The following is a 15,624-nucleotide window of genomic DNA, read 5'->3' as shown; positions in this document are numbered from 1 at the left end:
CCGCGGTCGCCGCGCCGGGAGTACGTGCGCCCGATGCGCCAGCCGGCGCGGATGCGGGTGTCGGTGCAGACGCCATTGCCGCGCCGCTCGCTGCATTCGCATCCGATGCCGCTTGCGGCGCACTCGCTGGCGCCGCGCCGGCCGGCAACGGCAGCGGCATATAACCGGCGGCGACGGTAACCGGCTGCACCGCCGCGACCGGCACTTGCACGGCCGACGGCGGCGCAGTGCCGATTACCGGCGCCGACGCGTCCTCGGTCGCCGACGCGGCCGCGCTCACCGCGGCGGCTTCGACGCCGGGCTTGAGCCGGTCGATCAGGTAATAGTCGAGCACGCGCTTCGCGATCGGGCCCGCCGCCTGCGCGCCCCACCCGCCGTTTTCGACGACCAGCGCCACCGCGATCTTCGGATTGTCCGCGGGCGCGAACGCGATAAAGAGCGCGTGATCGCGCAGACGTTCGGCAAGCGCATGGCCGTGATACTTCTGGCCCTGCAGCGAAAACACCTGCGCGGTGCCGGTCTTGCCCGCAACCAGGAACGACGAGTTGCGGAAGATCTGATACGCGGTGCCCGACGGATTCGACGTGACGTTTTCCATGCCGCGCTTGACGACGTCGATGTCCGCCTGCGAAACGTTGACGCGTCCGTCGTCGCGCGGCACGGTGAGACGCATCTGGTGCGAAATCGGGTTCTCGATTTCCTTCACGAGGTGCGGCTTCATCAGCACGCCGTTGTTCGCAAGCGTCGCGGTCGCGTGGGCGAGCTGCAGGATCGTGAACGAGTTGTAGCCCTGACCGATGCCGAGGCTGATCGTCTCGCCCTCGTACCACTTCTGCTGCTCGGGCTTGCGGTATGCCTTGCGCTTCCATTCGGTCGACGGCAGGATGCCGCGCGCCTCGCCGGTAACATCGATGCCGGTAATCTGACCGAAGCCCCACGGCTTCATGAAGTTCGCGATCGCGTTCACGCCGAGATCGTGCGCGAGCATATAGAAATAGGTGTCGTTCGACACCATGATCGCGCGGTTCATATCGATCCAGCCCTGACCCTGCGGCACGTCGTTGCGGAACGTGTGGCCGCCGAACGTGTACGAGCCCGGATCCTGGAAACCCCACTGCGGCGTGCGCTTGTGCAGCGTCAGCGCGGCGAGCGCCATAAACGGCTTGTACGTCGAGCCCGGCGGATACGTACCGTGCAGCGGCCGGTTCAGCAGCGGGTGATCGGGCGAGTTGTTGAGCTCGTCCCACGTCGGCTGATCGATGCCGTCGACGAACGCATTCGGATCGAAGCTCGGCGCGGAGACGAACGCGAGCACGTCGCCGGTGGCCGGTTCGATCGCGACCAGCGCGCCGCGCCTGCCCGCGAACGCCTGCTCGGCGACCTGCTGCAGGCCGATATCGATCGACAGCACGAGGTTGTTGCCCGGCGTGGCCTGGGTGCGCGACAGCGTGCGCACCGGACGCCCGCCCGCGGTCACCTCGACTTCCTCGAAGCCGGTCAGGCCGTGCAGCTCGGTTTCATAGCTCTGTTCGACGCCGATCTTGCCGATGTAGTCGGTGCCCTTGTAGTTGTTCGCGTCCAGACGCGGATCGTAATGATCGGGGTCGCTGTCGTTCTGGTCGCTCGTGTCGTCGATGCGTTCCTGGTCGCGCTGCGAAATGCGGCCGATATAGCCGATCACGTGCGCGGCCGTCGGCCCGAGCGGATACTGGCGGAACAGGCGCGCGCGCACTTCGACGCCCGGAAAGCGGAAGCGCTGCGCGGTGAAGCGCGCGACTTCGTCGTCGGTGAGGCGCGTGCGGATCGGCAGGCTTTCGAAGTTCTTCGAGTCTTCCTGCAGCTTCTTGAAGCGGCGCCGGTCGCGCGCATCGATCGTGATCACCGTCGCGAGCTTGTCGATCACATTTTCGAGTGTGTCGTTCAGCTTCGACGGCGTGATTTCGAGCGTGTAAGCGGAGTAGTTCTTCGCGAGCACGACGCCGTTGCGGTCGGTGATGATGCCGCGGTTCGGCACGATCGGCGCAACCGAGATGCGATTCTCGTCCGCTTGCAGCGAATATTTGCTGTAGTGCCACACCTGCAGGAACAGGAAGCGGAACGCGATCAGCCCGAAGCAGACGAACACGAACAGGCCCGCCGCGGCGACGCGCAGGCGAAACTTGTTCAGTTGCTGCTGGGTGTCTTTGAATTCGGTCATGCGGTTTCGCGTCGGCCCCCGGGTGCTTGCGCTGCGGTCCTGTGTGGTTCCGTCAGGTTCCGGCTCGTTCGCGAGGGGCCGTCGACATCAGATAGGCCGGGTGTCGTCCGGATCGGCCGGACGGCGTTGCGGCATCAGCAGCAGCACGCTCGCGAGCGGCCACAGCGCGGCTTCGACGAAACCGTCGATCAGATAGCCCCAGCCGGGGAACGCCGCGCCGGTCAGCAAGCGGATCATGAACGGCACGACTTGCGCGATCACGAGCAGCGGCATGACCGCGAAGATCTGCACGGGCAGCGTCATCCACAATACGCGGCGGTGAATCGTGATCGCGCCGTACGACAGCAGCGTATACGCGAGCGCGTGTTCGCCTAGCAGGCTGGCGTTGTGCACGTCCATCAGCAGGCCGAGCATAAACGCGATACCCATGCCGACCTTGCGCGGCTGATGCACGTTCCAGAACAGCAGCACCAGCGCGACGAAGTCCGGCACGCCGGCGAGGCGCCCCCACGGCATCATGTTCAGCAGGAAAGCGGCCGCGAGGCTGAACGCGATGAAGTACGGGTTGACCGGCTGCAGAATGTATTGCGGGCGGTTCACTGTCGGGTCCCCTGAGCCGTCGGTTGCGGCTTGGCGCTCGGTCTGGCTGCCGGCTTCGTCGTCGATTCCGCGGCCGGTTTCCGGTCGGACGGCGCCGGCCTTGCGGACGCGGTGTTCGCGCTCGTGGCCGCATTGGCGGCGGTGCCCGCCGGCGCTTTGGCACCGGCTGCCCCGGTTGCGCCGGCCGCCGCGTTCTGCTCGCCCGTTTTCGCGTCCTTGTCCGACGTCGATTTATCGGCGGCCTTCGCGCCCTTCTTCTTCGCTTCTTTCGCCGCACTCGCCGCGTCGGGCTCGTCGGCCGGCCGCGGCGGCACTTCATTCTGATAGTGCAACACCAGCAGTTGCCGCGCGCCGCGCACCTGCGCGATCGGAATGCACACGACGCGCGCGAACGCGGTATCCGCCTGCTTGTCGACGCGCACCACCTTCGCGACCGGCAGCCCCGGCGGATACACGCCGTCGAGGCCGCTCGTGACGAGCTCGTCGCCGGCCAGCACATCCGCGCTGATCGGCACGAAGCGCAAGTCGAGCGAATCGCCCTTCGGCGTGCCGTAGATCACGCTGCGCAAACCGGTCCGCACGATCTGCACCGGCACGGCCTGATCCTTGTCGGTGAGCAGTGTGACTTCCGCCTGCATCGGGAAGACGCGCGTCACCTGCCCGACCACGCCGTTTTCGTTGACGACCGGCGAGCCGTCCTGGATGTCCTGCTGCGAGCCGCGCCCGATCACGACCTTTTGCGTGAACGGATCGCGCGTGTCGTACTGGATTTCGGCGGGTATCGATTGAATGGTCGAGCGCTGTGACAGTTGCAGCAGCGAGCGCAGATGCGCGTTCTCGGCCGCGAGCTGGGCCGATTCGTTCGCCTGTTGCGAAAGCCGCAGGTTACGCGCGCGCAGCTGCGTGTTGTCGGTGCGCAAGGTGGCGCTGGTCACCGCGAGATCGGCGGCGCCCATAAACATATCGCGCGGCACGAGGGCCGCGCGCTGCAGCGGATAAAGGCCTGCGCCGAGCACGCCGCGAACGATTTCAAGCGTCCGGAAGCGCGCGTCGGAAATCAGCAGGGCGAGCGCGAGCACGACAAAGAAGATCAGCCGTGCGAGCGCCGACGGGCCTTGCTTGAAGAGAGGCGGCGGACTGTATTCCATGGTCGGCGCCGTGGGCGTGAGCGATTAGATGAAACTTTGACGCGCGAGGCGGCGCGCCCAGCGCGCGGCGGCTGGGGAAGCCAGCCGTACGATCCGCGCCGCTGACATGGAGACCGGCCCGCTTACTCGTAGGAGAAGATGCTGCCGAGCTTGTCCATGCGCTCGAGCGCCATGCCCGACCCGCGCACGACGCACGTGAGCGGGTCTTCGGCGACGAGCACCGGCAGGCCGGTTTCTTCCGCGAGCAGGCGATCGAGGTCGCGCAGCAGTGCGCCGCCGCCCGTCAGCATCATCCCGCGTTCGGCGATGTCCGCGCCGAGTTCCGGCGGCGTTTGTTCCAGCGCGATCTTCACCGACGACACGATCTGGTTCAGCGGATCGGTGAGCGCTTCCAGGATTTCGTTGCTGGAGATCGTGAAGCTGCGCGGAATGCCTTCCGACAGGTTGCGGCCCTTCACTTCCATCTCCTTGACTTCGGAGCCCGGGAACGCGGAGCCGATTTCCTTCTTGATCGCCTCGGCGGTCTGCTCGCCGATCAGCATGCCGTAGTTGCGGCGGATGTAGTTGACGATTGCCTCATCGAACTTGTCGCCGCCGACGCGCACCGAGCCTTTGTACACGATGCCGCCCAGCGAGATCACGCCCACTTCCGTGGTGCCGCCGCCGATATCGACGACCATCGAGCCGGTGGCTTCCGACACCGGCAGGCCGGCGCCGATCGCGGCGGCCATCGGTTCTTCGATCAGGTAAACCTGCGAGGCGCCGGCGCCGTGTGCGGCTTCCTTGATCGCGCGGCGCTCGACCTGGGTCGAACCGCACGGCACGCAGATGATGATGCGCGGCGACGGCGAGAACATCCGCGATTCGTGTGCAGTCTTGATGAACTGCTTGATCATCTGCTCGGTGACGGTGAAGTCGGCGATCACGCCGTCCTTCATCGGGCGGATCGCTTCGATGTTGCCCGGCACCTTGCCGAGCATCTGCTTCGCTTCGCGGCCGACGGCCTGGATGGTTTTCTTGCCGTTCGGCCCGCCTTCCTGGCGGATCGAGACAACCGAGGGTTCGTCGAGAACGATGCCTTTGCCACGCATATAGATGAGCGTATTGGCGGTGCCGAGGTCAATGGCCAGGTCGTTGGAGAAATAGCTGCGCAAAAAACCAAACATTCAAAATCCTGTCTCGCTGGGGGCCGGGCCTCGCATTGAACGCGCAGGGCGGCAGCGGAAAAATTAACAGCTTCGCAGTCGGGGCGACACAATGGGGCTTCGCGTAAACGCCAACCAAACAGGACGTACGGAAACCACCTGGAACCACGCGGAAAGCCTGAAGCTGCTGGGGAATCTACCGGAGACTGGACACAAGGCCGCTCAATTACGCGACGTACGCTACGGCGCTTGACTGCGAGCATGCCCAGAAAGGCCTTGGTAAGTCGGTCCGGGTTTGGGTCGAACGCGTAATGATACCTTATAATTTTGCTGTATTTGAAGGAAACGAGCGGCACTTTTTGCTGCCGCGAGCCCTTTTTCGAGGGGCCGCTCCGCTCACTTAACCCGCTGTCGCAGCATCGTTTTTCCCCGTTGCGGCAGTTCGCGTCCATTTCCGGTGAAACGCATGGCTTTGACCCTGACCGATGTGAAACGCATCGCCCATCTCGCACGGCTCGAATTACCCGATGCCGATGCCGAACACACGCTCGCGCAGCTCAATGAATTTTTCGGCCTCGTCGAGCAGATGCAGGCGGTCGATACCACCGGCGTCGCGCCGCTCGCGCACCCGATCGAGCAGATCGAAGACGTCGCATTGCGTTTGCGCGAAGACGCGGTGACGGAAACGGTACGCCGCGAAGACTTCCAGCGCGTCGCGCCGGCGGTGCAGGACGGCCTGTATCTGGTGCCGAAGGTTATCGAGTAATTGTCCGTACAGGAACACCGCAATGCATGAGAAAAGCCTGACTGAACTGCGTGCCGCACTCGCCGCGAAAGAATGCTCCGCGGTCGAACTCGCGGACCTGTACCTGAAGCGGATCGCCGCGAACGAAAAGCTCAACGCGTTCGTGCACGTCGATACGCAGCGTACGCTGGACCAGGCGAAAGCCGCCGATGCGCGGCTTGCGAGCGGCGATGCCGGTCCGTTGACGGGCCTGCCGATCGCGCACAAGGATGTGTTCGTTACGCGCGGCTGGCGCTCGACCGCCGGCTCGAAGATGCTCGAAAACTATACGAGCCCGTTCGATGCGACGGTCGTCGAGCGTCTCGCGCGCGCAGGCATGGTATGCGTCGGCAAGACCAATATGGACGAGTTCGCGATGGGTTCGTCCAATGAGAACTCCCATTTCGGCCCGGTGCACAACCCGTGGGACACCGCGGCGGTGCCCGGCGGTTCGTCGGGCGGCTCGGCCGCGGCGGTCGCCGCGCGTCTCGCGCCGGCCGCGACCGGCACCGACACCGGCGGTTCGATCCGTCAGCCCGCGTCGTTTTCGGGCGTCACCGGCATCAAGCCGACCTACGGCCGCGTGTCGCGCTACGGGATGATCGCGTTCGCTTCGTCGCTCGACCAGGGCGGCCCGTTTGCGCAAAGCGCGGCGGATTGCGCGCTGCTGCTCAACGCGATGGCCGGTTTCGACGAACGCGATTCGACCAGTCTCACGCGCGACGACGAAGACTTCACGCGTTATCTCGGTCAGACGTGGCAAGGCGCTACCCGCACAGCGGGCGCCAGCGCCGCCGCCGGCGCGGCGGACAAGCCGCTCGCCGGTTTGCGTATCGGCTTGCCGAAGGAATACTTCGGCGCCGGTCTCGCCGACGATGTGCGAGCCGCGATCGATGCCGCGTTGAAACAGTACGAAGCGCTGGGCGCGACGCTCGTCGATGTGTCGCTGCCGAAAACCGAACTGTCGATCCCCGTCTATTACGTGATCGCGCCGGCGGAAGCGTCGTCGAACCTGTCGCGTTTCGACGGCGTGCGCTACGGCCATCGCGCGTCGGACTACCGCGATCTGCTCGACATGTACAAGAAAACGCGCGCCGAAGGCTTCGGACCCGAAGTGAAGCGCCGCATTCTGGTGGGCGCGTACGTGCTGTCGCACGGCTACTACGACGCGTACTACCTGCAGGCGCAGAAAATCCGCCGCATCATCGCGCAAGACTTCCAGGAAGCGTTCAGGCAGTGCGACGTGATCATGGGCCCGGTTTCGCCGTCGGTCGCATGGGATATCGGCGCGAAGGGCGACGATCCGGTGCAGATGTATCTGGCCGATATCTATACGCTGTCGGTGAGCCTCGCGGGTCTGCCCGGCATGAGCGTGCCGTGCGGTTTCGGCGCGGGCGCGAATGCGAAGCGGCCGGTCGGCTTGCAGATCGTCGGCAACTATTTCAACGAAGCACGCATGCTGCAGGTTGCGGACGCGTTCCAGCGCGCGACCGACTGGCATCGCAAGTCGCCAGTAGAGGTCTAGCCATGGCAACACAATGGGAAGTCGTTATCGGTCTCGAGACGCACGCGCAACTGTCGACGGTCTCGAAGATCTTCTCCGGCGCCGCGACGCAGTTCGGCGCCGATCCGAACACGCAGGCCTGCCCGGTCGATCTCGCGCTGCCCGGCGTGCTGCCGGTGGCGAACCGCGGCGCAGTCGAGCGCGCGATCCGCTTCGGCCTCGCGATCGGCGCAACGATCGCGCCGCGCAGCATTTTCGCGCGCAAGAACTACTTCTATCCGGATCTGCCGAAGGGCTATCAGATCAGCCAGTACGAGATTCCGGTCGTGCAAGGCGGGCAGGTGACGATTCTGGTGCCCGCCAACGAAAAGTCCGGTAGCGAAGCCTACGAAAAAACCATCAACCTGACCCGCGCGCACCTCGAGGAAGATGCCGGCAAGTCGCTGCACGAAGACTTCGCGGGCATGACCGGCATCGACCTGAACCGCGCCGGCACGCCGCTGCTCGAAATCGTCACCGAGCCGGAAATGCGCAGCGCCGCGGAAGCGGTCGCCTATGCGAAGGCGCTGCACGGGCTCGTCGTGTGGCTCGGCATCTGCGACGGCAACATGCAGGAAGGCTCGTTTCGCTGCGACGCGAACGTGTCGGTGCGGCCGGTCGGCCAGAAGGAATTCGGCACGCGCGCGGAGATCAAGAACCTGAACTCGTTCCGCTTCCTCGAAGAGGCGATCCAGTACGAAGTGCGTCGCCAGGTCGAATTGATCGAAGACGGCGGCACGGTCGTGCAGGAAACGCGTCTGTACGATCCGGACAAGCGCGAGACGCGCTCGATGCGCAGCAAGGAAGATGCGCACGATTACCGCTATTTCCCGGACCCGGACCTGATGCCGCTCGTGATCGAACCGGCGTGGGTCGAGCGCGTGAAAGGCGAGATGCCGGAACTGCCGGAAGCGATGCAGCAGCGCTTTGTCGAGCAGTACGGGCTCACGCGCTATGACGCGGGTGTCGTGACCTCGAGCAAGGCGATGGCGGTGTACTACGAGGCGGTGGTCGCGAAGGCCGGCGCCGCGCAGGCGAAGGTCGCGGCGAACTGGCTGATGGGCGAGGTGTCGTCGCAGTTGAACCGCGAAGACCGTACGATCGACGCGAGCCCGGTGAGCGCCGCGCAGCTCGCGCTGATCTTGCAGCGCATCGCCGACGGCACGATTTCGAACAAGATCGCGAAGGAAATCTTCCAGGCGATCTGGGACGAGAAGGCCACCGACGAAGCCGCCGCGGATCGCATCATCGAAGCGAAGGGGCTCAAGCAGATCTCGGATACCGGCGCGCTCGAAGCGATCATCGACGAAGTGCTCGCGGCCAATGCGAAGTCGGTGGAAGAGTATCGCGCCGGCAAGGAGAAGGCGTTCAATGCGCTGATCGGCCAGGCGATGAAGGCGACCAGGGGCAAGGCGAATCCGCAGCAGGTCAACGAGCTGCTGAAGAAGAAGCTATCCTGAGCGGACCTCATGCATGCGCGCCGCGCGAGCGGCGCGCTTCGGTCACAAGGGCTAAGGGCTGTTGCCGGATCGAACGCACCGGGCAACGGCCCTTTTCGTTGGCGCGCGCGGCTTCAATAGCGCGTTTCTTGTGCAGCGCGCGCAGCTCATATTCAGGAGACGGACCCGATGGCAAAGAAGCCGGAACTCGACGATTTCCGCATCCCGTTTTTCGATGAAGGCAAGAAAGGCTCCGCGTTCAAGCTGAGCGAATTCGATCCGGGCGGCAAGCCGTTCTCGGCCGGTTCGAAACAATCCGATCGCGAGCTTTTGCTCGAGCTCGGCACCAAGCTCGATGCGCAGCAGGAACGGTTGCACGCGCAACGGCGGCAGCGCGTGCTGCTGGTGCTGCAAGGCATGGATACGAGCGGCAAGGACGGTACGGTTCGCGGGGTGTTTCACGAGGTCGATCCGCTCGGGTTGCGCATCGTGCCGTTCAAGGCGCCGACACCGGCCGAGGCGGCTCACGACTTTCTCTGGCGCGTGCACGCGCAGGCGCCGGCGGCGGGCGAATTGACGATCTTCAACCGCAGCCACTACGAAGACGTGCTGGTGCCGGTCGTGCTCGGTGAACTGGACAACGCGCAACGCGAACGCCGTTATCGGCATATCCGCCATTTCGAAGCGATGCTCGCCGACAGCGGCACGACGATCATCAAATGCATGCTGCACATTTCGAAGGATGAGCAGCGCGAGCGCTTGCAGGCGCGCATCGACGATCCGACCAAACACTGGAAGTTCGATGTATCGGATCTGGACGCGCGCAAGCTGTGGGACAAGTATCAGGACGCGTACGCCGACGCGCTCGCCGCGACGTCGACCGACTACGCGCCGTGGTACGTGATTCCCGCCAATTCGAAGACGCATCGCAACGTGATGGTCGCGCAGTTGCTGGTGCGCACGATGGAGTCGCTGAAGCTCGAATTTCCGCCGCCGAAAGATTCGCTGAAAGGCGTGATCGTCGAATGATCGCGCCGCGTCTGCGTGGAAGCAAACACATACATTGAATCGACAATAAAGGAACGACATGTTGCGCGTCATCACCGCCAATCTGAACGGAATCCGCTCCGCGGCCAGCAAGGGCTTTTTCAACTGGTTCGGCGAACAGGGCGCCGACGTGCTGTGCGTGCAGGAAATCAAATGCTCGCAGGACGATATGACGCCCGAGTTCCTCGCGCCGCACGATTTCACCGGCTATTTCCAGCACGCGGTGAAAAAGGGCTATAGCGGTGCGGGCGTTTATACGCGGCACGAGCCCGACGACGTGGTGATCGGCTTCGGCAGTGAAGAGTTCGACGCCGAAGGGCGCTATGTCGAATTGCGCTTCGGCAAATTGTCGGTGGTGTCGGTGTATGTGCCGTCGGGCTCGAGCGGCGAGGACCGGCAGCAGGCGAAATACCGCTTCATGGACCTGTTCATGCCGCATCTCGCCGCGTTACGCAAGAAACGCGAGGTGATCCTGTGCGGCGATGTGAACATCGTGCACAAAGAGATCGACATCAAGAACTGGAAGAGCAATCAGAAGAACTCCGGCTGTCTGCCGGAGGAACGTGCGTGGCTCACGAAGCTCTTCGACGAAGTCGGCTACGTCGACGTCTTTCGCACGCTCGACCAGCGGCCCGAGCAATACACGTGGTGGAGCAATCGCGGGCAGGCGTATGCGAAGAACGTCGGGTGGCGGATCGATTATCAGATCGCGACGCCGGGCATCGCGGCCAAGGCGAAGCGCGTCGAGGTTTTCCGCGACATCAAGTTCAGCGACCACGCGCCGCTGACGATCGACTACGACGAGACGCTCGCGAGCTGACGGGCGGACGGCGCGTCGCGTCGCATCGCGCCACTGCGAGCGCATGCGGACGCGGTGCGGCTGCGCTCAGCTCAACGCGCGCTATTCCCACGGCGCGCCGCGCTAAACGTGCGCTATTCCCGCGCCGTGGTGCGACGCTGGCGTCCCGCGCCCTGATAGTCGGGCAATGTATCGACGGTCTCGCCGATTGCCTTCGCGTACAGCGGCAACATGTCGGAGAGCCGTTTCACGATGTCCTGGCGGCGCGCGCTCGTGTACGGGTGCACGTAGATAAAGCCCTGCGCGCGATTGCCGCGCGTCGCGCTTGCCAGTTTGTCCCACAGCGTGACCGCCGCACGCGGATCGTAGCCGCCACGCGAAGCGATCTCGCTGCCGATCACATCGGCTTCGGTTTCGTCCGCGCGTTCATACTTCATATCGAGCAGCTGCGAGCCGATGCCAAGCGGCGAGTGGCCGAGATCGGCGAGGCCGAACAGTTGCGGAATCGGGCCCGAGCCCAGTTGCGTGGCCTGCTGTTCGCCGAGACGCTCGCGCGCATGCTCGCGCAGCGCGTGCGCGATTTCATGGCCGAGCAGCATGCCGAGCTCGTTGTCGTTGAGTTTCACGCGATCGAGCATCCCGCTGTAGACCACGATCTTTCCGCCTGGCAGGCAGTACATCCGGATGTCCGGTGAGCGGATCACCGCGATGTCCCATTTCCAGTGCTTCGTGTGGTCGCTCCACTTCAGCGAGTACGGAATGAGCCTGTCGGTAATCGTGCGCACGCGCATGACGCGCGCGTCGGTGGGCGCATACAGGCGGTTTGCGTGGCTCGCGCCGCGCACGATCTGATCGAACTCTTCCGCCGCTTGCGCTTCGAGCATCGATGACGGAATCAGATTGCGGAACATCGCCGCGTTGCCGTAGCGGATTTGCGCGCTCGGCTGGAACGGTGTGGGTGGGGCGTTCGATGCAGCGGGCGCGGTTGGCGCGGCGGAGGTCGTGGACGCCGCGGCGGCGGGAGCGGACGGCGCACTGGCAGTCGCTGCGGCCTCGGACTTCGGCGTGGCCGGCGTGCCTGCGCCGCTTGTGCCGCTTGTGCCGCTTGTGCCGCTCACGGCGCTCGTCGGCGCGTTCACTGCCGCGGCGTTCGGTGCACCGCTCGCCGTGTTGTTCGCACCGCCGCTGGCCGCATTGTTGGCCGTGCTGCCAGTAGCGTTGCCGGCCGCATTATTCGCCGCATTCGCCGCATTCGCCGCTTTGGCGGCCGAGCCGGACATCGCCCCCGACGCCGATCCCGCTGCGGCACCAGGCGCAGGACTCGTACCGGCGCTCGCAGCGGACCCGGCGGACGCATCCGCCGCGAACGCACCCGACGATATCGCGCTCGCACTGCCCGCGCACAGCAGCGCAAGCATCAGATGCATCAGACGAAAACGGCTTCCACGCGCGTCAGTCCACAGGTCGAAAGACGGATGCGGCCGATGCGCGTGGCTCGTTGCGCACCGTGGAACGCTCTGCGTCACGACGGCCTCCTCCACGGAGCAATCCGGAACAGAAGTAGCATACCGGGCAACGCGAGAAGGGTGCAGGCGATGAAATAATGGAACCAGCCGAACTGTGCGACAACGTACCCGCTCGCGGCTGACGCGAGCGTGCGCGGCACCGACGCGAGACTGGTGAAGAGCGCGAACTGCGTCGCCGAATAGCGCGGATCGGTCGTGCTCGCGATGTACGCGATGAACGCGGCGAGCGTCAGACCGGTGGTAAAGGTCTCGAACCCATAGACGAGCGCGAGCGCAAAGAGCTTCGGATCGAGCTGCACGGTCCAGTCGAGGCCGAGCGACGAGAAAAGCTGGGTCGCGTTCCGGCTGATCGATGCCGCGATGTGATACGTCGGCGCGAGGTCTGATGCGCCGGAGCCGAACTGCGCGAGCCATGCGAAGCCGAGCGTCGACAGCATCTGCAGGATGCCGAAGATCCACAGCCCGCGGCCGATGCCGATTTTCATCAGCCAGATGCCGCCGATAATGCCGCCCGCGAGGCTCGCGCCGAACGCAGTGGTTTTCGCGATCACGCCGATTTCCGTGCGCGAGAAACCGATGTCCAGAAAGAATGATGTGGACAGCGTGGTCGCCATCACGTCGCCGAGCTTGTACAGAAAGATAAAGCTCAGCACGAACAGCGCGCCGCGCCAGCCGTCGCGCAGGATGAACTCGCGAAACGGCTCGATGACCGCGGCGCGCAGGTTTTTGGGCGGCGCGCCGCGTATTTCAGGTTCGCGCACGACGAGCGTCATGATGATGCCCGGCAGCATGAATGCGGCCGTGAACGCGAACACCGTCGCCCACGGCAGATGGTCCGACAGGATCAGCGAAAGCGAACCGGGTATCAGCGCCGCGATCTTGTACGCGTTCACATGCACCGCGTTGCCGAGCCCCTGCTCGGTATCGTGCAGCAGTTCGCGCCGGTACGCGTCGATCACGATGTCCTGGCTTGCGCCGAAGAATGCGACGAGCGCGGTGAGCGCGGCGACGGTCCAGATCGAATCGCGCGGCGACACGATGCCGAGCGACGCGATCGCGCCGGCCACGAGAAGCTGCGTGACGAGCATCCAGCCGCGTCGCCGTCCGGGCCGCCAGCCGGGCAGGCGCGGCACGAAACGGTCCATCAGCGGCGCCCAGATGAATTTCCACGTGTACGGAAACTGGATCAGCGCGAACAGGCCGATTTCCTTCAGGTTCACGCCTTCGGAGCGCAGCCACGCCTGCACGAGGTAGACGAGCGTGAATAGCGGTAGACCCGACGTGAAGCCGAGAAAGACGCAGATCAGCACGCGCGTGTTCAGGAACGCGCGCCAACCGGGATGTTCTTCGTGTGCGTTAAGTGCGGGCGCCTCGTGTGGCGGGTTCGACATGTGTGCAGAGGGCGTTAGATTTTCTTGACGCGATAGACCGCAAGACTACCACGCCAGTTCACGCCCCAACGCACCGTCTGGCCGCCGTGCAGCACGACGCGATCGAGAATCTCGATACCGACTTCGGGCGCGAGCGCTTCGAAGTCGCGGATGGTCAGCACGCGCACATTCGGCGTGTTGTGCCATTGATAAGGCAGCGACTTCGACACCGGCATCCGGCCCTGCAACACCGCGAGCCGATGCGGCCAGTAGCCGAAGTTCGGGAACGACACGATGCATTCCTTGCCGACTCGCAGCGTCTCGCGCAGGATCGCCGCGGTCTGATGAATGGTCTGCAGCGTCTGCGACAGAATCGCGAAATCGAAGCTGCCGTCTTCGAAAAGACGCAAGCCGTCTTCCAGGTTCTGCTGGATCACGTTGACGCCGTTCTTTGTCGCGGCCAGCACGCCCGCGTCGTTGATCTCGATGCCGTAGCCCTGCACTTCGAGCTCTTCGGTGAGCAGCGACAGCAGCGAGCCGTCGCCGCAGCCGAGGTCCAGCACCGTCGCGCGCGGCTCGACCCAGCGTGCGATCGCGCGGAAATCCGCGCGTGTCGAGAGAAGATCGAAGGCTTGCTGGTTCATGCGTTCACCTCGAGCGCGATGCGTTCATAGTAGGTGCGCATCAGGTTGTGATAACGCGCGTCGTCGAGCAGGAACGCGTCGTGGCCGTGCGGTGCGTCGATTTCGCCGTAGGTGACGTGGCGCTTGTGATCGAGCAGCGCCTTGACGAGCTCGCGCGAGCGCGCCGGCGCGAAACGCCAGTCGGTCGTGAAACTCGCAATCAGATATTTCGCCTTGGTGTGCGCGAGCGCCGCGGTGAGGTCGCCGTCGAATGCCTTGGCCGGATCGAAGTAGTCGAGCGCGCGGGTGATCAGCAGATAGGTGTTCGCGTCGAAGTAATCGGCGAACTTGTCGCCCTGGTAGCGCAGATAGGACTCCACTTCGAATTCGACGTCGAAGTTGAAGTTGTATTCGTCGAGCGCGCCTTCCGCGCGTCGCAGCGCGCGGCCGAATTTCGCGGCCATGTCGTCGTCGGACAGGTACGTGATGTGGCCGATCATGCGCGCGACGCGCAAGCCGCGCCGCGGCTTCACGCCGTGCGCGTAGTAGTCGCCGCCGTGGAAGTCCGGGTCCGACAGGATCGCCGAACGCGCGACTTCGTTGAACGCGATGTTCTGCGCGGACAGTTTAGGGGTGGACGCCACCACGATGCAGTGCGCGACGCGCTCCGGATACATCGTGCTCCATGCGAGCGCCTGCATGCCGCCGAGGCTGCCGCCCATCACCGCGGCGAAGCGCTCGATGCCGAACACGTCCGCGACACGCGCCTGCGCGTTCACCCAGTCTTCGACCGTGACGACCGGAAAGCTCGCGCCGTAGGGCCGGCCGGTCGACGCGTCGATGCTCATCGGCCCGGTCGAACCGAAGCACGAGCCGAGGTTGTTCACGCCGATCACGAAGAAGCGGTTCGTATCGAGCGGCTTGCCGGGGCCGACCATGTTGTCCCACCAGCCGACGTCTTTCGGATTGTCCGCATAGACGCCCGCCACATGATGCGACGCGTTCAGCGCATGGCAGACCAGCACCGCATTGCTGCGTGCGCGGTTGAGCGTGCCGTAGGTTTCGACCATCAGGTCGTAGCCGGCGAGCGAACTGCCGTTCTGCAACGGCAGCGGCTCGGAGAAATGCATTTTTTGTGGAGCGACGATCCCGATCGATTCCATTTATTTCGCCTGTAACGACTGCTGGGCGGCTAAACGGTGTCGGCGATGCGCAAAAGAGGCGAAGTTCGCGCTGACGACCTCTTTAGCCGCATTTATGTGAACCGCGGACGAGGTGTCCGGCAGGTTCGCGCGCCCGCAATCGAGTCAGCAAATCGGCGCGCTACAACGTGTTTTACCGCGTGCTCAGGTTGGGCCGGGTTTCCCTTCGCGTTGGCCTGAGAAGATTCAAGTTCGTTTCGT

Annotated in this window: 13 protein-coding genes; 5 read left to right on the top strand and 8 right to left on the bottom strand. The window is 64.5% G+C overall.

Going from position 1 to position 15,624, the window contains the following annotated elements; genetic code table 11:
- The 4 genes from mrdA to HV675_RS23760 all read right to left on the bottom strand — a co-directional run.
- Positions 1-2,197 (bottom strand): penicillin-binding protein 2 (gene mrdA / locus HV675_RS23775; RefSeq protein WP_175113771.1); only part of this gene is annotated, 2,197 nt, incomplete at its 3' end.
- Between the two features lie 87 nt (positions 2,198-2,284).
- Positions 2,285-2,797: a rod shape-determining protein MreD gene (mreD, locus tag HV675_RS23770; protein ID WP_175113769.1), complete on the bottom strand. Its 513-nt coding sequence runs from the start codon at positions 2,795-2,797 to the stop codon at positions 2,285-2,287.
- Positions 2,794-3,945 carry a rod shape-determining protein MreC gene (gene mreC / locus HV675_RS23765; RefSeq protein ID WP_175113767.1) on the bottom strand — a complete coding sequence of 384 codons (1,152 nt, stop codon included), beginning with the start codon at positions 3,943-3,945 and terminating at the stop codon, positions 2,794-2,796. Before mreC ends, mreD begins: the two co-directional genes overlap by 4 nt.
- Positions 3,946-4,067: 122 nt before the next feature.
- Positions 4,068-5,111, bottom strand: a complete 1,044-nt coding sequence (locus HV675_RS23760; protein WP_017772379.1) for a rod shape-determining protein — start codon at positions 5,109-5,111, stop codon at positions 4,068-4,070.
- 445 nt (positions 5,112-5,556) lie between these two features.
- Between HV675_RS23760 and gatC the strand changes: the two genes are divergently transcribed.
- The 5 genes from gatC to HV675_RS23735 all read left to right on the top strand — a co-directional run bounded on the left by gatC (position 5,557) and on the right by HV675_RS23735 (position 10,723).
- The gene (gene gatC, locus HV675_RS23755) at positions 5,557-5,856 is read left to right on the top strand and encodes an Asp-tRNA(Asn)/Glu-tRNA(Gln) amidotransferase subunit GatC (RefSeq protein WP_175113765.1); all 300 of its coding nucleotides are present in this window, start codon (positions 5,557-5,559) and stop codon (positions 5,854-5,856) included.
- Between the two features lie 22 nt (positions 5,857-5,878).
- Positions 5,879-7,399, top strand: a complete 1,521-nt coding sequence (gene gatA / locus HV675_RS23750; protein ID WP_175113763.1) for an Asp-tRNA(Asn)/Glu-tRNA(Gln) amidotransferase subunit GatA — start codon at positions 5,879-5,881, stop codon at positions 7,397-7,399.
- 2 nt (positions 7,400-7,401) lie between these two features.
- Entirely contained in the window at positions 7,402-8,877 is a 1,476-nt protein-coding gene (gatB, locus tag HV675_RS23745; RefSeq protein WP_175113761.1) for an Asp-tRNA(Asn)/Glu-tRNA(Gln) amidotransferase subunit GatB, read from the top strand.
- A 168-nt stretch (positions 8,878-9,045) separates the two neighbouring features.
- The gene (locus tag HV675_RS23740) at positions 9,046-9,885 is read left to right on the top strand and encodes a PPK2 family polyphosphate kinase (RefSeq protein ID WP_175113759.1); all 840 of its coding nucleotides are present in this window, start codon (positions 9,046-9,048) and stop codon (positions 9,883-9,885) included.
- 58 nt (positions 9,886-9,943) lie between these two features.
- A complete protein-coding gene (locus HV675_RS23735; RefSeq protein WP_175113757.1) occupies positions 9,944-10,723 on the top strand; it encodes an exodeoxyribonuclease III in 780 nt (259 codons plus the stop codon).
- Between the two features lie 113 nt (positions 10,724-10,836).
- Here HV675_RS23735 and HV675_RS23730 read toward each other — a convergent pair whose 3' ends face one another.
- From HV675_RS23730 to metX, 4 genes are all read right to left on the bottom strand, one after another.
- Positions 10,837-12,129 (bottom strand): M48 family metallopeptidase, encoded by a 1,293-nt coding sequence (locus tag HV675_RS23730; protein ID WP_175113755.1) that lies wholly within the window; start codon positions 12,127-12,129, stop codon positions 10,837-10,839.
- A 95-nt stretch (positions 12,130-12,224) separates the two neighbouring features.
- Positions 12,225-13,619, bottom strand: coding sequence for an AmpG family muropeptide MFS transporter (locus HV675_RS23725; RefSeq protein WP_175113753.1), 1,395 nt, complete (start codon positions 13,617-13,619; stop codon positions 12,225-12,227).
- 14 nt (positions 13,620-13,633) lie between these two features.
- Positions 13,634-14,242 (bottom strand): methionine biosynthesis protein MetW, encoded by a 609-nt coding sequence (gene metW / locus HV675_RS23720; protein WP_175113751.1) that lies wholly within the window; start codon positions 14,240-14,242, stop codon positions 13,634-13,636.
- The gene (gene metX, locus HV675_RS23715) at positions 14,239-15,384 is read right to left on the bottom strand and encodes a homoserine O-succinyltransferase MetX (RefSeq protein ID WP_175113749.1); all 1,146 of its coding nucleotides are present in this window, start codon (positions 15,382-15,384) and stop codon (positions 14,239-14,241) included. Before metX ends, metW begins: the two co-directional genes overlap by 4 nt.
- Positions 15,385-15,624: the final 240 nt, after the last annotated feature.

This window comes from Paraburkholderia solisilvae (genome assembly GCF_902859875.1).
Taxonomy (GTDB): Bacteria; Pseudomonadota; Gammaproteobacteria; order Burkholderiales; family Burkholderiaceae; genus Paraburkholderia; species Paraburkholderia solisilvae.
The sequence above is the reverse complement of the archived record's forward strand: the minus strand, read 5'-3'. Positions and strand labels throughout refer to the sequence as shown.

Excerpts from the sequence above, each read along its gene's own strand:
- mreC (WP_175113767.1), bottom strand. The coding sequence starts at position 3,945 with ATGGAATACAGTCCGCCGCCTCTCTTCAAGCAAGGCCCGTCGGCGCTC.
- HV675_RS23760 (WP_017772379.1), bottom strand. The coding sequence starts at position 5,111 with ATGTTTGGTTTTTTGCGCAGCTATTTCTCCAACGACCTGGCCATTGAC.
- gatC (WP_175113765.1), top strand. The coding sequence starts at position 5,557 with ATGGCTTTGACCCTGACCGATGTGAAACGCATCGCCCATCTCGCACGG.
- gatA (WP_175113763.1), top strand. The coding sequence starts at position 5,879 with ATGCATGAGAAAAGCCTGACTGAACTGCGTGCCGCACTCGCCGCGAAA.
- gatB (WP_175113761.1), top strand. The coding sequence starts at position 7,402 with ATGGCAACACAATGGGAAGTCGTTATCGGTCTCGAGACGCACGCGCAA.
- HV675_RS23740 (WP_175113759.1), top strand. The coding sequence starts at position 9,046 with ATGGCAAAGAAGCCGGAACTCGACGATTTCCGCATCCCGTTTTTCGAT.
- HV675_RS23735 (WP_175113757.1), top strand. The coding sequence starts at position 9,944 with ATGTTGCGCGTCATCACCGCCAATCTGAACGGAATCCGCTCCGCGGCC.
- HV675_RS23730 (WP_175113755.1), bottom strand. The coding sequence starts at position 12,129 with ATGCATCTGATGCTTGCGCTGCTGTGCGCGGGCAGTGCGAGCGCGATA.
- HV675_RS23725 (WP_175113753.1), bottom strand. The coding sequence starts at position 13,619 with ATGTCGAACCCGCCACACGAGGCGCCCGCACTTAACGCACACGAAGAA.
- metW (WP_175113751.1), bottom strand. The coding sequence starts at position 14,242 with ATGAACCAGCAAGCCTTCGATCTTCTCTCGACACGCGCGGATTTCCGC.
- metX (WP_175113749.1), bottom strand. The coding sequence starts at position 15,384 with ATGGAATCGATCGGGATCGTCGCTCCACAAAAAATGCATTTCTCCGAG.